Origin of the sequence: Clostridium sp. AF15-41 (genome assembly GCF_003604095.1) — a bacterium.
In the GTDB taxonomy this organism is placed as follows: domain Bacteria; phylum Bacillota; class Clostridia; order Lachnospirales; family Lachnospiraceae; genus Coprococcus.
This window is the reverse complement of the sequence record NZ_QTMQ01000002.1, coordinates 197,322-213,353: the sequence shown is the minus strand read 5'-3', so window position 1 is coordinate 213,353 and position 16,032 is coordinate 197,322. Positions and strand designations below refer to the sequence as shown.

Sequence of the window (16,032 nt, the reverse complement as noted above, 5' to 3'; positions counted from 1 at the left end):
ATGCTCTATTTACAATACGTTTCTGCAATTGCCTGTTTAATCTCATAGTCTATATTATAGGCACAACCAAAGCTATCTGCAAGCACTCTCTGCCACAATAATCTGACAACCGAACACATCCGGTTTTTAGCAGTATATAAAAACCAGGGGAAATATTCTACACAGTTAATCGTACTCACCATAACGCACTATAAAAACTGCATGCTGTACATATAAAGGCAGGGGCTTACCCTTGGTTATTAGTCCTGCCATCATAATATGACATATGTGAGGATTTCGTTATTCGCTGCATATTGTCAGTAAATACGAGTGCCTGTCTGAGCCGAAGGCGAGTTGGCACAGGAGTATTTACGAATCAGACATATGCAGTGAATAGAAACCGCAACAAGTCATTTATGATGGCAGAACTAAAAAACAAGAAGTAAGCCCCTATCGTATATCCAGGTTTAGAAGCCGGTGTTTCGGTTATCGATGATACGCTTTGCCTTACCCTCGGAACGAGCAATAGACTTCGGCGGAAGCAGTTCTACCTTGGCACTGATCAGTAGAGTCTGCTTGATCTGTGTCTTGATATATGCAGCCAGCTTCTCAAGCTTATCCGCATCGTTTATATCAACATCATCCTTTAATTCCACCTGAACAGTAAGCTTATCCTGTGAATTCACACGATCAACTACCAGCATATAATGTGCAGATGCTTCTTTCACACCCATCAGTACAGCTTCAATCTGACTTGGGAATACATTGACGCCACGAACAACAAGCATATCATCGGTACGTCCTGTGATACGGCTCATCTTAACTGTTGTTCTTCCACAAGCACATGTTCCGTGATGTAAAGTACAGATATCATGCGTTCTGTAACGGATCATAGGCGCACCTGTCTTGGTCAGTGTAGTAAATACCAGTTCACCCGGTGTATCATCCGGAAGCGGTTCTTCTGTTACCGGATCGATGATCTCTGCAAGCACATGATCTTCATTGATATGCATACCATGCTTTTCCATGCATTCAAATGCAACACCGGGACCACCGATCTCCGTAAGTCCATAGATATCGAGTGCATCAAAATCAAGCAGATCTTCCAGATGCTGTCTCATTTCCTCTGTCCATGGCTCTGCACCAAAACAACCGGATTTCAGTTTTAATTCTTCCGGCTTGATTCCCATTTCATGGATGGTTTCTGCCAGATATGTTGCATAAGATGGTGTACAGCAAAGCATCGTAGCACCAAGCTCTTTCATCATTATAATCTGTCTCTGTGTATTACCGGATGACATTGGAATTACTGTAGCCCCAATCTCTGTTGCACCCTGATGTGCCCCCAGTCCGCCAGTAAATAAACCATAACCATAAGCAATCTGAATGATATCATCCTTTGTACCGCCTGCAGCAGTCAGTGCTCTGGCAACCATCTCTGTCCATACCTTAATATCATTTTCCGTATATCCTGATACGATCGGCTTTCCGGTTGTTCCTGAAGAACCCTGAATACGTACAATATCTTTAAGATCTGCAGCAAATAGTCCATATGGGAAATTATCTCTCAAATCGGTTTTCTGCGTAAATGGAAGCTTTACGATATCTTCAATTCCATTAATATCTTCCGGTTTTACTCCGGCTTCGTCCATTCTCTTTCTGTAAGCCGGAACATTATTATATTCCAACTCTACGGTAGCTCTCAGTCTCTCTCCCTGAAGCTTTTTTCTTTCATCAAAATCCATACATTCCATTGCATCGTTATAGATGTAATGAATCTTCTTCTGTCTCATATGTGACTATCCTCCATGTCTGATCTTGGCTTTACTTTTTCGCTTTTATGTTTTTCCACACTAAAGCGTTTACCCATAAAAATTTTAGCTGAGCAGCCTGTATATGTCAAGGAAGTTTTTACCTTCCCTTAAAGATTTTCCATATAGTACAAAACGACCACCACACAGGCGCGTCCTGCATGATGGTCGTTCTGTCAATATATTGGTATATAAGATTTACGCAAATCTTGTTGTGTTAATCTTTACACCAGGACCCATTGTTGAAGCAATTACAACGCTCTTAAGGTACTGTCCCTTAGCAGCTGATGGCTTTGCTTTTACAATAGCATCCATTAAGGTCTGGAAGTTTTCGTCTAACTGTTCCTCTGTAAAGGAAGCTTTTCCCACTGGCACATGGATAATATTGGCTTTGTCAAGTCTGTACTCTATCTTACCGGCTTTGATATCGTTAACAGCTTTTGTTACGTCCATTGTAACTGTACCAGCCTTAGGGTTTGGCATTAAGCCCTTAGGTCCAAGTACACGACCAAGACGTCCAACAACACCCATCATATCAGGTGTAGCTACAACAACATCGAAATCTAACCATCCGTCTTTCTGGATCTTTGGAACTAATTCCTCACCACCTGCGTAATCAGCACCGGCAGCAAGAGCTTCGTCTACCTTAGCTCCCTTAGCGAATACGAGAACCTTAACTGTCTTACCTGTTCCATGAGGTAATACAACTGCACCACGTACCTGCTGATCTGCGTGACGTCCATCAACGCCCAGTCTTAAGTGAGCTTCGATTGTCTCATCAAATTTAGCTGTAGCCATCTTCTTTACCAAAGCAACTGCCTCTTCGAATTCGTAAACGGCTGTTTTGTCATAGAGCTTGCTTGCATCTATATATTTCTTACTCTTCTTCATTATAAACCTCCTGTGGTCTTATCGGGAGCGACCCTCCCACCAAAATGTTTTTATTCTTAATTACTCTTCAACTGTAACGCCCATTGAACGAGCTGTTCCAGCGATCATGCTCATAGCAGTTTCAAGGCTTGCAGCATTTAAATCTTTCATCTTAAGTTCGGCAATTTCCTGAACCTTAGCCTTTGAGATAGTTGCAACCTTTGTCTTCTTTGAGTTAGCTGAACCGGATTTGATATTACAAGCCTTCTTGATCAGAAGTGCTGCAGGAGGAGTCTTAGTGATAAAGCTAAAGCTCTTATCCTGATAAACTGTAATAACAACAGGAATGATCATATCTCCTTCGTTAGCAGTTCTAGCATTGAATTCTTTTGTAAATGCAACGATATTAACACCATGCTGACCAAGAGCCGGTCCAACAGGTGGTGCAGGTGTTGCCTTTCCTGCAGGAATCTGTAATTTGATATATCCTTCTACTTTCTTCGCCATCTTAGCGCACCTCCAAAAATATTGTGGTAATAACGGGGGATACCCTTCCACTCACTCTTACAATTTCTTGATATCAGCGAATGCAATCTCTACAGATGTTGCACGGCCAAATATTTCTACATCGATGGTAATGGTCTGTTTACTTGGGTTAATTGCCTTAATACTACCCACGGTACCTTCCCAGGCACCTGCTGTAACCTCAACCATATCGCCTACTTCCGCATCGATCACGATTGTCTCCTTGTTGATTCCAAGGTACTTCATCTCATCATCTGATAACGGAACCGGTTTTGATCCCGGTCCTACGAATCCTGTAACACCTCTTGTATTACGAACTACATACCATGTAGCATCGTTCATAATCATATTGAGCAGGACATAGCCGGGAAACAGTTTTCTGGTAACAGCTTTCTGTACACCGTTCTTAACCTCAATGGATTCTTCTACGGGTACAGATACTTCTAATATCTGGTCCTGTAATTTTCTGTTTTCAATTGTTTTCTCAATATCAGCTTTAACCTTATTTTCATAACCTGAGTAGGTATGGACTACATACCATTTTGCGCTTTCTGCATCTGCCATATAATTCACCAACCTTTACTCATTATATTATGAAATTCAAGCCTATTTGTATAAGCCAGTCAACGACTGCAATAATAGCTCCGAGGATTACCGTTGAAACGATTACTACGGCTGACTGCTTAAACAGGGTTGTTCTGTCAAGCCATGTGATTTTCTTGAATTCACCCTTTAGTTCCTGGGTCCAGCTTTTCTTGAGAGCTGTTGATTTTTCTTCACTTTTTGCCATTAAACCAATCCTCCTTCACTGGTCCGGAACTATTTTGTTTCCTTGTGTACTGTATGCTTCTTGCAGAATCTGCAGTACTTCTTTGTTTCCATTCTGTCTGGATGCGTTTTCTTATCCTTTGTCATATTGTAATTACGCTGTTTACAATCCTGACATGCCAATGTTATTTTAACGCGCACTTCCATCTACCTCCATTACTTATTTTAAGGCATAAAAAAAAGACCTCTTTCATCGCACGTTTAACAATAACACAAGTATACAGTGCAAGTCAAGAAATCTTTTTCTGTTTTTAGACATATTCTCTATTTTTTAATTTTATAAAGAAATATGCCGCATTTATTGGATTGTCTGCATTTACCCCTTCAGATCCTTTAAGGTATGGAATAATTCCATATCCGATTCTGTCAGTTTTACATTTGTACAGATCTGCTTTCCCTCCGGATCCGTGATCTTTACTTCTATAATATAGTTTTCTTTGATCCCGCTTGCCATCGCAGCCTGTAAAAACATCGGAAACTTCGGATGATTGGATGCGAATTTCTCCCATGCGGATTTTATCTTAAAAATTGATGCCGGATTTACCATATCTATCTCCTTATCTACCTGTAGTTTCCCCGGATTCACTCACCCTGCAGGCATATCTTCTGTCCATTTATTCTATATTATTTGCAGCATCAGAATAATGCTGCGATCGCGCCAAGCAGTCCATAACTTACAACTCCCACGATCAGGCCTGCAAGTACAACACCACCCATAACGGCAAGTGCGCTCTTCTTCCAGTCAAGATCTAAGAAGCTGGCTGCCAGAGTACCCGTCCAGGCTCCTGTACCCGGAAGTGGGATTCCTACAAACAGCATCAGTGCGATATAGACTCCACCGCCTGTCTTCTCAAGCAGCTTCTGTCCGCCTTTTTCACCCTTCTGAATACACCATGTAAAAAATTTTCCGATATATTTTTTGTCTTTTCCCCACATCAAAACCCGTCTGGCAAACCAGAAGATCACCGGAACCGGAAGTATGTTTCCGAGCATACAGATGATCAATGCCCGCAATGTCGGTATTCCGAATACCGCTGCATATGGAATTGCTCCTCGCAGCTCTACGATCGGAACCATAGATATCAGGAACATGATAAGATATTTTTTAACCATTATTGTCTCCTAATTTTCTTTTTTATAGAACGGCTCTGCATTTTCCAGAACTTTTTTTCCAAGTCCGTTATCTGTCCCGGTAAGTGCGATCGGAATACCGAACGCAAGCGGTTTTATCTTCGGAAGAAGTGAATCAAATAAATCTTCTTCATCACCTTCAAAATCAATTGTGATCAGATATTCTTCATCTGAATTTTCTTTTTCCATCATCTGAATATAAGCCGCCTTTATATTTGGGCGTTCTACAAAGAATTTCTTTGCTTCCTCTAACATATCAACCGGCATATATTTCGGGCTCCTCAAACGGATCTTTGTATTTGCAGGAATAGTGTGTTTCTTAATATTTGTATTCTTTTGTTCTTCAAGAACACTCTTTCTGCTCTCATCAACTGTCTTAATCAGAGCATCCGGCACCTGCATTCCAACTGTATACGGATCGATCACGATACCCTGAATCTGTCCCTTTGAATTCAGAACCAGCGGAGCAACCTCTTTATAAGTGAGTGCCATCTTCTCAACTTCCACTTCTTTGATCGCATGCTCGAATTCTTCATCATTTGTAAAGCATGGGAAGAAATTCTTTCCTGTATTATCTGTGATAACCCGGAAGTTCACTTTGAATTTTCCGTCTCCCATGATCCTGCCCTGATCGTCTTTCACCGGTTTGGGATCCAGTGTCGCCGGCAGGATAAATCTTGCCTGTAATAACTTCTCAATAAAATTCTTTAGATTCTGCTGATTATTTTCGGCCTTAAAAATCTCAATTGCCTCCAACAATGCTTCATTCTTTATCTTGCCGCTTTCCATACTTAATTTTCACCTTTCTCTTTTATACTGTCCTTATAGGCTCTGTATTCAACTTCTGCCTTCTTGCCTTCTTCACTTCTCTTGGATGCCACCATCTCAGGCATAATATCCACCATTGGCTCGTTAATATATTCTGTCAGCTTCTGAAGGAATTCCTTTCCACCTTTATAAGTAGCTACCGGAATGGCCACGACACCCTGATTGGTCATCATAATATACCCTCTTACCACATGGTAAAACGGCTTATGCAGCTTTGCCTGTTCCTTTATATCAGAAATATCATAACATTTCCATCTTCCGGGGATCTTACTGTAATACAGATGTTCTTTATCAAGCTTCGCAGCTGACCCTACGATACATCTGCACATCATACCGATCAAAAATCCAAGCGCCAGTGCCGCAAGAATCAGGATCCGTCCGGTTCCTTTAAATACACTGTCAAATCCCAAAAGTGCTACAACGATAAATAATACGATTGCTGTACCAACAATAAATGCCAGATACCCAACTGTAGTATATGCCTGATACTGTCCATTCTTATTTTTTTTGCATTTTGAATAATAACTGAACGGTGAATCAATAAGACCAAGGTCAGCCCCGCATAACGGACAATATTTCTGATTCAGTGTCGCATTTGCAGGAATTGACTTTCCACAGTGCGGGCAACGGAAAAATAACTGATTGATAATACCCGATAATAACAGCATGATAACAAACAGTCCCCATCCGTATATGATCTTTCCGACAAATGTAAATATAAACAGTCCCAGTGTACCGATCACAGGCATAATTACAATACAGCCCTTGGCAATTCTTAACTTCATCTCTTCCTCCATCCGCAACAGAGTATTCCATCTGTTATTCTGTATAACAGCTCTGCTGTGGCTTTCTTCTTTCTATTTTCAGGCCGGATCAGATCCTAGATCTGTGCAAATGCCTGTTCCAGATCCGCAATCAGATCTTCCGCATCTTCCAGTCCACATGAATAACGAACAAGATCCGGATATACACCACATGCTGTCAGTTCCTCATCATTCATCTGCCTGTGTGTTGCACTTGCCGGATGCAGACAACAGGTTCTTGCATCAGCTACATGTGTCTCGATTGAGCCAAGTTTTAAGTGCTTCATGAATTCTTCCGCTGCTTTTCTTCCGCCCTTTACACCGAAGCTTACAACACCGCAGGAGCCGTTTGGCAGATATTTTTCTGCAAGTGCGTGATATTTGTCATTTTCCAGTCCGCAGTAATTCACATAAGCAACCTTATCATTCTGTTCCAGATATTTTGCAACTGCGAGTGCATTCTCACAATGACGCTTTACTCTGACATGCAGACTCTCCAGTCCGAGATTCAGGATAAATGCACTCTGCGGAGACTGTACAGAACCGAAATCACGCATCAGCTGTGCAGTTGCCTTTGTGATAAATGCGCCCTCTTTTCCGAACTTCTCTGCATATGTAATTCCATGATAACTGTCATCCGGTGTGGTAAGTCCCGGGAATTTGTCTGCGTATTTCATCCAGTCGAACTTTCCGGCATCTACGATACATCCACCGATAGCTGCTCCATGTCCGTCCATGTATTTGGTTGTGGAATGGGTTACGATATCTGCTCCCCATTCGATCGGACGACAGTTGATCGGAGTCGGGAATGTATTATCTACGATAAGCGGTACGCCTTGCTCGTGAGCTACCTTTGCGAACTTCTCAATATCTAATACAGTCAGAGCCGGATTTGCTATGATCTCACCAAATAACGCCTTGGTATTCGGGCGGAAGGCTGCACGGATCTCATCTTCGGATGCATCCGGATCAACAAATGTGAAATCGATTCCCATCTTCTTCATGGTTACAGCAAATAAGTTGTAGGTTCCGCCATAGATAGAATTCGATGCAACAACATGATCGCCGCAATTTGCAATATTGAATACTGCATAGAAGTTTGCAGCCTGACCGGAACCGGTAAGCATTGCAGCTGCACCACCCTCTAACTGACAGATCTTCTTTGCAACCAGATCATTTGTAGGATTCTGAAGTCGGGAATAAAAATATCCGTCTGCCTCCAGATCGAATAATTTACCCATATCCTCACTTGTTGCATATTTGAATGTCGTGCTCTGGTAGATCGGAACCTGTCGTGGTTCTCCGTTTCCCGGTTCATAACCTCCCTGTACACATGTTGTATTAATCTTGTATTTACTCATTACGTCCTCCTAATAACCATATATCTTCTGTGTTTTATAATCTGTTTCAGGCTTCTGTATCCATATCTTTTCTCAATATTTCCGGTCATATGAATATTACCTTTTCCTGTAACATTCAGCACATCATCTCATTATATATAATTTATCCCATTCCTGCAAGCACATGAACTACGGCAATAATTAAAAATCGGTTAAGATTTTCTTATATTTATGACAGTTCAAAAATCTCCCTGCAAAGCTTTCTTCCCGACCGTGTCCGGAAAATCTTCTCATAGGCAGACCAGACTGCCTTAATATGTTCTTTATCCTCATACAGATTAACAAGAAAATCTGCTTCTACCAGTATCTGATAATCCGTTCCGTCAATATTCGAATAAGTATGGTGATGACCGACCAGATAGCATACTCTTTCAATAAATGCAGTATCATCCGTCAAAGACAAAAGCAGCTTTTCTGCTTCCGGCGGTCCTTCCTTCTCCTGCGTTTTCCCTGTATTATATCCATATTTCTTTTCTGAATTCTTTATTCCTATATCATGCACAAGTGCGGCTACTTCCAGTATTTCCATCTCTTTTCCTGCAATGCCTTCCATCTCACCGATCAGCTTGGCAAAAGAATGAACCTTCAGAAAATGATGGATCCGTCTGGCATCTCCTGTATAATATTCGATCATTTTTTCTTTAACCCGAGATTCCAAATCCCGGCTTATAGGGATTATGTGTTCTACTTCCATTCTTTTCCTCCTGACTGTCTGCCGACTGTTTTGAATTATATGATCCGACCGTTTACTGTCTTTTTATTTATTTTATATCTCTGTTCACTCCCCGATTATATATGGCAACTGCAGAATACGCAACTTTTTTTCCAGTTTCTTCCGATTCTGAAGATTTTCACCTTATTCTTTTGCCTTATTAAAATGTTTTATATCGTTTTTTACTTATAGGTTGTCTTTTCTTTTCATATAGTAGTATAATTTTTAAATGCAGGTATTTTTAGGAGGTTTTACAAATGAAAGATAATTCCCGCCCAATCGGTATATTTGATTCCGGCATTGGCGGTATCAGCGTCTTAAAAGAAATCGTTGCACTGATGCCGGAGGAAAATTATATATATTATGGTGATTCTGCACATGCTCCATATGGTACACGTTCAGTCACCGACATTCAGAACCTAAGTCGGAGCTGTGTAGAATTTCTGCTTGAACATGATGCAAAAGCGATCGTGATTGCCTGCAATACAGCAACCAGTGCCGCTGCCACCATGCTCCGTACCGACCATCCCGATATCCCGGTAATCGGTATTGAACCGGCATTAAAACCAGCCGTTCTCTGGAAGGAACATGACCGGATCGCGGTTATGGCTACCCCTATGACATTAAAACAGGATAAGTTTCTGTCACTGATGCATACATACGAAGACCGATCCGTAATCTACCGTGTACCATGTCCAAAGCTGGTTGGCTTTGTGGAAAACGGAGATCTGGACAGTCCGAAGCTTCATGATTATCTGCAAGAGGTTCTCTCGCCTTATCTGGAAAAGGGAATTGATGCGATCGTGCTTGGCTGTACACACTATCCGTTTGTGGAAAAAATGATCCGAACCGTTGTCGGTCCGGACATCAAGATTTTTGTCGGGAGCCACGGAACTGCCGTAGAACTGCGTCGCCGCCTGATCGCAGCAGGCTTAAAATCAGATTCTACCGGAGATGGAACAGTCGAGATCTATAACAGCTGTACGACTGACGGGGACGCGCATGTTGCCCTTTGCAGGAAGCTGCTGGCATTATAATGTACCGTACGGAAGAAGCTAGCTGCTATCATTCATTTCGCAAATCACTTTCGTTCTATTTAGCAAAAAGATTAACAGGTATCCGGTTTTATATACCCTTTATTTCACAGAACGCTCGCGCTCTATTTTTCACGTAACGGTACTAACCTCACTGCTTTTAGCAGTTCGCTAAGGACCGACGTGAAAAAAGGTCTGTTACATAAAGGTATATAAAACCGGATACCTGTTAATCTTTTTCTATGATCCTGTTAGAGATTGCCGAATTCTTATGAACATACCATTTAATACAACTCTTCATCGTAGTATCGTAATAACAGTCCGGTTACGCGGTCATAGGCTGCGAAACCGTCTGAGACACCGTTCAGGTTCAGACTTGTTTCAGTGAAGGTATTGGATGCCTGATTGACGGTATCCGTCGATAGAATGGCCTTATCCTCCACCTTTTCCCATGTCTCCGGAAGTAGAAAGATATCATCTGACAGCACCTGTTCGGATATCCTCTCATTTGCCAGATATAGCTCCGCGTCCTCCCCGATAGCCTCATAATAGGCATTATCTACATAAGATAATACACTCAGATACCCGGAATAAATAAAGAATGGATCTTCGCTGCTGATACAGGCAAGATAAGATATAAAGTTTGCCTCATCCTCATAGATATACCCATGCAGATGCGCCAGCTCATGGCAATAGGTCGCCGGATAATTTGTGATATACATATTTGCATTACAGTTTGCTTCCATCGAAAATGGGAAATAATATCCCGCCATATAGCTCTGGCTCATCAGCCCGGAGAATATCATATGCTTGACATTCGGATAGTACCCGGATAACCGTGGATACCGGCCGGACAGTTTCCGAAGTGCATTTCGTGCCTGTTCCTGCATATCTCCGTCATATGTTATGTGTCCGTTTTCATCCCGCTCTACTTTTGTACTGTATTCGTTACACTGCTTTACGATATAATTGCGAAGCTCCTGCAATTCTTCTACCTTATACTGCCGTTCCTCTGTTTCCCCGTTTACAGAAATCGCTGAACAGTGATAGTAGATCGTACAGTTTCCGGTCATAATAAGACAGACCACAACCGTTATATATGCAACAACAAGGTCATAGATCCTGCAAAATCTCCGATATTTCTTATGTTTTCTTAAAAAGATCAACAGAATATTCAAAATCAGGAATGCAAGGATCAGCAGAATCGCCGTAACGATCATAACCTCTCCGAGCGAAAAGGAAAACAGATTGCCAAATCTTGCAAATATTGCAACGATAACCGGATTCACATATTCGGCATACCAGTCACACCAGTTTCCCCATCCCACCTTTTCACTGATCCACGGAGCAGCCCACGCTGCTGCATTTATCACTATGACCGGAAGCACTCCTGTAAGAAGAAGGATTCTGTGAATATGCCTTTTTTTCTTGTTCTTTTCTACCTTATTCATAATCTTATTCTTTCTGCCAGATAATGTATTTTCTGATATGCGTCCTGTCGGCTTCTCATACATAGAGGCAAATAGCATCTGTAATTTACCTGTTCAGTATAACATCCTGCTTTACTTTTTACGACGCACTTCACAGATTTATAACAAAAACTCCCTCAAAGTTTGACATCTTCTCTGCCTGCTGGCAGACCTGTCATTCTTTGAGGGCATTCTATTTCCTGTTATACTTTTTACTATCAGCACATATTTACGATAAAATTATTTCAGATCTTCTACCAGCTCATACAAGGCTTCTGCAGAATTGAAATTATCAGATGTGATCTCATCACTTGGGATGATAACATCGTATTTGTCTGCAATCTCCGCAATGATCGTTATAATATCCAGAGATTCCAGTATCCCATCATCTACCAATGCATCTTCATTTTCAAAGTCAACATTTGGCTTGATCTTTTTTAACATTGCAATAAAATCATTCATAATCTTATTCTCCTTTGTTCTTTGATTCTGCTATCTTTTTTATTTCTTTTCGAAGAAGCGAGCCTTTAAATGTCTTCGGTACTTCTTCAATATAAAATATCTTCTGTGGTAGCTTATAGCTTTCTACCTGTTGCTGCATATAGATCAAGAATGCAGCTTCGTCAAAACCATCCTCTTGTACAATCAGCATAACCGGTAATTCTCCGGTAATCGGATCATGAACGGAACTGTAGGCACAATCTGCCACACCCGGATACCGGATCGCAACAGCTTCTACCTCTGCCGGCGAGATCTTGCTTCCGCCATAGTTAATAACATCATCCGCCCGTCCAACCAGAATAATACTGCCATCTTCATCCATATAGCCAAGATCATTTGTCATAACATATCCATCCACTACCGTTTTCGCAGTAAGCTCCGGATCATTGTAATAGCCCTCCATAACAATCGAACCACCCCAACCCAGTAAAGCAGGCTGTTTCTCGGATCCATTCTCTATAACATTTCCTTCTCCATCTATAAAACGCACCAGAGAATTGACGGTCGGATATCCGATACAACCATTCTTATTCTGTCGGCTAAATTCCAGAATACATGAACAGCCGGCTTCTGATGATCCATAAAAATTATAGAGTCTTGTATTCGGAAGATACCGGAGTAATTTTTCCTTATCTGTTTCCGGAAGTGGTGCTGACCCCACCTGTATATAATCAATCTGATCCGCATATTCGGAGATCCTGTCACCTGACAGGTGAAAGATCATTCCGAGCGTTGCCGGAGAAATCGCCATAGATGTTGCATGATACTGCTCGAGCATCTTCCAGAGATTGCCGATCAGCGCCATGCCATTCATCAGACAAACGGTTCCGCCATTAATCATATCCGACTGATACCGTCTTATACCAAAGGAATGATTAAGCGGCATCGGTATGATCTCCACATTTCCCGGTTTCATCTGTGTTCCTTCCATGACATTTCCGGCGATAGCAACGTCATTCTTATGATACATGACAACACCTTTTGAGTTCCCAGTCGTACCAGTCGTGAATAACAACATTGACCATGTATCTGAATTCGGAAGTGGATATTCCAGTTCTTCTGCACTTTTCATCTGCTCCACCAGCTTCTTTGTGGATAACCAGCACATTCCCTCTGACTCTCTATTTGAGATCAGCCATTCTGCATCCACCTTATCCCGAATCTCCTGTATACGCTCCGGTGAAGTGGATCGCTCTACAGGAATCACAAGTGCCTGTATATATTGCAAAGCCGAAAACAAAACCATATAATTAATATCCTGAGTACATCGCAAAATAACATGTGCGTCCTTTTTTATACCATTTCGGACCAGCACATTTGCCATCTTTCTGATCGCTGTCCAATACTCCGAATATGTCAGATATTTTTTTAACTCACAGACAGCCGGTGTATCCGGCTGTGTCTCCGAATATTTTTTTATATAATGAAGCACTGTTTCCATTTCTATATTATTTCTCCTTTACAATATTATCTTCCCATTTCTGCATAAGTGTAGTTCTCTCTTCGTGCCATAGTTCACAGGCATGCTGCCATTCAGCTTTTTGTTTTTTATCCAAATCAGCACTCAATCCATATTGTTGTTTCATGTATTCTGCCAGATATGTTGTCACTTTCTGCGAACCTGCAACATTGGTATGTTTGCCATTGTATAAATCCGTTGAAAAGTCAAGCCCTATGTCATCCACATAAAGATTCATATCCAGATAATCATATCCCTGTTTCTTACAGTATTCACCGATCTGCTTTTGTTCAACGATCTGATCTTTGCGTGGTTTATATGGGGTAAATATTAAAAGCACCTTTTTATCCAGCTCTTTTGCCTTGTCCTCAATTGCATCTATATAAGTTTTAGATTTCTCCGATAATATCGTATCATCATCTGACTCATATACCAGTTTTTTCTTTGCTTTTACATCTGCTCTTACATTTACATATTTGTCTGAAACCGGTTCATTTTTTAATCGCTCGATCAAATAGTCTCTGTCGTATTCCATTAAATTATTATGATACTTTAATACCGAGAACATCATTTCCATCTTACTTATCAAATCTTCATCATATAAATCATTGATCATTTTTAAACGTGTAATTGACGGATTCATTCCGGATGTTACAACCTCAAATCGATATTTCTGTTCTTCCGGACTAATCGCATCATACTGATCTCTCGCTACTATATTTCTAAGCTCTACCACGATCAAATCTGCATCCTGACTTTTGACTGCTTCCTCCATAATATATGGTATCTGACAGATATCCTGACTGGCACTTCCTATAACCGTGGACGTAAACCCCTGTTCTTCATATGCCTGCGGAGCTATCCAATAACGATACAAGGCACTTGAACCAATCATGATCACATCAATAGTATTTTTATCTTCCGCATAATATGTTGCCCACATATCTGTATCATTATCATCCGGTCTTGCAAACTGACCAGTCTTAGAAACCAAATATACTAATATAACGAAAAATATTATAACAGATATTATTTTCTTTATAATCTGAAATCCTTTTGTGTTTATTAATTTCATTTTAGCTCCTTTTAGAATTGCTCATATATAAATACAATCTGGCTGCCGGTTCCATATACTCCAAATATCAGCACGCATAAAATACCGGCAATAAGAACCGTCCATCGCAGCCAAAGATTCTGACGCAGCAGCCAGTCTCTGATATCTTCCTTTATTCCTATTTGCTCCCGAATCTCCTGTGCAATTGATACACATAACAAAATCAGTACACCGATAAAGATTACTCCCCACTCCCGCTGAGATATAGAAAAATCATTTACCAGATCATAAATTTTTCTGTAATCTACTATACAGGATGTAATCATTTGAAAACTCGCACGGATTCCCTTTCCCATAAAAATGATACGTCCGATCACACATAATAAAAATGTCCGAAGCATCCGGAATATATTCCAGCTTATACAGTTTGTCCGTATATTCAGTTTCTCTGTTAATTTAGCGACCGGCTGCTCAAATAATGTCGATAAGCAGATCAGAATTCCGTGAAACAATCCCCAGCCGATATAATTCCACTTTGCCCCATGCCAGAGTCCGGTCAGGATCCATACGCACAGGATCGGTACACAAGAGGCAAATCCGGTTCCTATGGTATTTCCCAGATATTTCCGCACCTTGGTATTCCATTTCAACAGGATCTTTGAAGTCGATACCGGATAGAATACATATTCTCTGAAGAACGCTCCGAGTGAAATATGCCATCTTCTCCAGAACTCCGGCAACGTCTGGGAAAAATATGGCCGCCTGAAATTTTCTCCAAGCGTAATGCCAAAGCACTCCGATGCGCCACGTACGATATCCATGCATCCGGAGAAATCACAGTAAATCTGGATGGAGTACATAACCGCCGCCAGAAAGAAGATCATACCTTCATACTGATCAGAATGTTTAAATACTTCTGTCACAAATGGACTGATACGGTCTGCCATCACCATTTTCTTAAGTGCTCCCCACAGAATCAACCATGTACCTTTTATCACCGTATCATAATCAAACTTATGCTTTTCCCATAGTTGATGCGCAACCAGTTCATATCGCGCAATCGGTCCCTGCGTAATATGTGGAAAATATAATACATACGACAGATATTTCAGAAAATTCTTCTGTGCATGGATCCTTCCGTTATAGACATCAACCAGATAAGAGATCATCATAAAGGAATAAAAAGAAACTCCAAGCGGTGCAGGGAAATGCCAGTCCGGAATCCGCTGTATCGCTTCGTATGGAAGAAAACGTTTGATGTTCTCGATGGCAAATCCTGTCACCTTGAATACAATAAGCGCACCTATTACGATCAGCAATGCTAGCACTAGATATTTCTTTCGTTTCTTTTTCTGTGCTGTTTTTATCTTTCTTGCAGTTCTCTTATCTGCATCCAGAAGCAGCCGGTCCTGTTCCTCCAGATTTTTCTCCATCAACATTGTCAACGGATATACCAGAAATGCGGTTCCAACTACGATCAGGAGATCATCAATCCCACTATAAGCATAGAAAACCACACTTGCGGCAAGGAGCACCCACCACTGGATTTTCTTTGGTACTATATAATATATCAAAACTGTAACTGCTAAGAATACTATAAATATGTATGATACGACAGACATGCCTTC

Annotated in this window: 18 protein-coding genes; 1 reads left to right on the top strand and 17 read right to left on the bottom strand. The window is 41.1% G+C overall.

The features are described from left to right. Positions 1–446 precede the first annotated feature (446 nt). From DWW43_RS02340 to DWW43_RS02285, 12 genes are all read right to left on the bottom strand, one after another. Complete coding sequence (locus DWW43_RS02340; protein ID WP_119962603.1) at positions 447–1,772, bottom strand: phenylacetate--CoA ligase; 1,326 nt, start codon at positions 1,770–1,772, stop codon at positions 447–449. Between the two features lie 216 nt (positions 1,773–1,988). After that, positions 1,989–2,681, bottom strand: a complete 693-nt coding sequence (rplA, locus tag DWW43_RS02335) for a 50S ribosomal protein L1 (protein WP_008401097.1) — start codon at positions 2,679–2,681, stop codon at positions 1,989–1,991. Positions 2,682–2,741: 60 nt separating this feature from the next. After that, a complete protein-coding gene (gene rplK / locus DWW43_RS02330; RefSeq protein ID WP_008401096.1) occupies positions 2,742–3,167 on the bottom strand; it encodes a 50S ribosomal protein L11 in 426 nt (141 codons plus the stop codon). A gap of 57 nt (positions 3,168–3,224) precedes the next feature. Continuing rightward, positions 3,225–3,749: a transcription termination/antitermination protein NusG gene (nusG, locus tag DWW43_RS02325; RefSeq protein ID WP_008401095.1), complete on the bottom strand. Its 525-nt coding sequence runs from the start codon at positions 3,747–3,749 to the stop codon at positions 3,225–3,227. A 22-nt stretch (positions 3,750–3,771) separates the two neighbouring features. After that, entirely contained in the window at positions 3,772–3,975 is a 204-nt protein-coding gene (gene secE, locus DWW43_RS02320) for a preprotein translocase subunit SecE (RefSeq protein ID WP_008401094.1), read from the bottom strand. A gap of 29 nt (positions 3,976–4,004) precedes the next feature. Next, complete coding sequence (gene rpmG / locus DWW43_RS02315; RefSeq protein WP_008401093.1) at positions 4,005–4,154, bottom strand: 50S ribosomal protein L33; 150 nt, start codon at positions 4,152–4,154, stop codon at positions 4,005–4,007. Positions 4,155–4,329: 175 nt separating this feature from the next. Continuing rightward, entirely contained in the window at positions 4,330–4,560 is a 231-nt protein-coding gene (locus DWW43_RS02310; protein ID WP_165852999.1) for a hypothetical protein, read from the bottom strand. 89 nt (positions 4,561–4,649) lie between these two features. Continuing rightward, positions 4,650–5,126, bottom strand: coding sequence for a small multi-drug export protein (locus DWW43_RS02305; protein WP_119962601.1), 477 nt, complete (start codon positions 5,124–5,126; stop codon positions 4,650–4,652). A 9-nt stretch (positions 5,127–5,135) separates the two neighbouring features. After that, a complete protein-coding gene (locus DWW43_RS02300; RefSeq protein ID WP_119962600.1) occupies positions 5,136–5,933 on the bottom strand; it encodes an enhanced serine sensitivity protein SseB in 798 nt (265 codons plus the stop codon). A 2-nt stretch (positions 5,934–5,935) separates the two neighbouring features. Beyond that, complete coding sequence (locus DWW43_RS02295) at positions 5,936–6,757, bottom strand: zinc ribbon domain-containing protein (RefSeq protein ID WP_243104375.1); 822 nt, start codon at positions 6,755–6,757, stop codon at positions 5,936–5,938. Positions 6,758–6,852: 95 nt separating this feature from the next. Further along, positions 6,853–8,136, bottom strand: coding sequence for an O-acetylhomoserine aminocarboxypropyltransferase/cysteine synthase family protein (locus DWW43_RS02290; RefSeq protein WP_008401087.1), 1,284 nt, complete (start codon positions 8,134–8,136; stop codon positions 6,853–6,855). Between the two features lie 208 nt (positions 8,137–8,344). Then, a complete protein-coding gene (locus DWW43_RS02285; protein WP_119962598.1) occupies positions 8,345–8,869 on the bottom strand; it encodes an HD domain-containing protein in 525 nt (174 codons plus the stop codon). Positions 8,870–9,144: 275 nt separating this feature from the next. On the opposite strand from DWW43_RS02285, the gene murI reads away from it, so the two are divergent. Next, the gene (gene murI, locus DWW43_RS02280) at positions 9,145–9,924 is read left to right on the top strand and encodes a glutamate racemase (RefSeq protein WP_119962597.1); all 780 of its coding nucleotides are present in this window, start codon (positions 9,145–9,147) and stop codon (positions 9,922–9,924) included. Between the two features lie 281 nt (positions 9,925–10,205). Here the strand turns inward: murI and DWW43_RS02275 are convergent, their stop codons facing one another. From DWW43_RS02275 to DWW43_RS02255, 5 genes are all read right to left on the bottom strand, one after another. Then, complete coding sequence (locus tag DWW43_RS02275) at positions 10,206–11,372, bottom strand: DUF3810 domain-containing protein (protein WP_165852998.1); 1,167 nt, start codon at positions 11,370–11,372, stop codon at positions 10,206–10,208. A 258-nt stretch (positions 11,373–11,630) separates the two neighbouring features. After that, complete coding sequence (locus DWW43_RS02270) at positions 11,631–11,852, bottom strand: phosphopantetheine-binding protein (RefSeq protein WP_008401081.1); 222 nt, start codon at positions 11,850–11,852, stop codon at positions 11,631–11,633. A gap of 4 nt (positions 11,853–11,856) precedes the next feature. Continuing rightward, entirely contained in the window at positions 11,857–13,332 is a 1,476-nt protein-coding gene (locus DWW43_RS02265) for a class I adenylate-forming enzyme family protein (RefSeq protein ID WP_119962595.1), read from the bottom strand. 7 nt (positions 13,333–13,339) lie between these two features. Further along, positions 13,340–14,425: a hypothetical protein gene (locus tag DWW43_RS02260; RefSeq protein WP_119962594.1), complete on the bottom strand. Its 1,086-nt coding sequence runs from the start codon at positions 14,423–14,425 to the stop codon at positions 13,340–13,342. Positions 14,426–14,436: 11 nt separating this feature from the next. After that, positions 14,437–16,026 carry an MBOAT family O-acyltransferase gene (locus DWW43_RS02255; protein ID WP_008401077.1) on the bottom strand — a complete coding sequence of 530 codons (1,590 nt, stop codon included), beginning with the start codon at positions 16,024–16,026 and terminating at the stop codon, positions 14,437–14,439. Positions 16,027–16,032 lie beyond the last annotated feature (6 nt).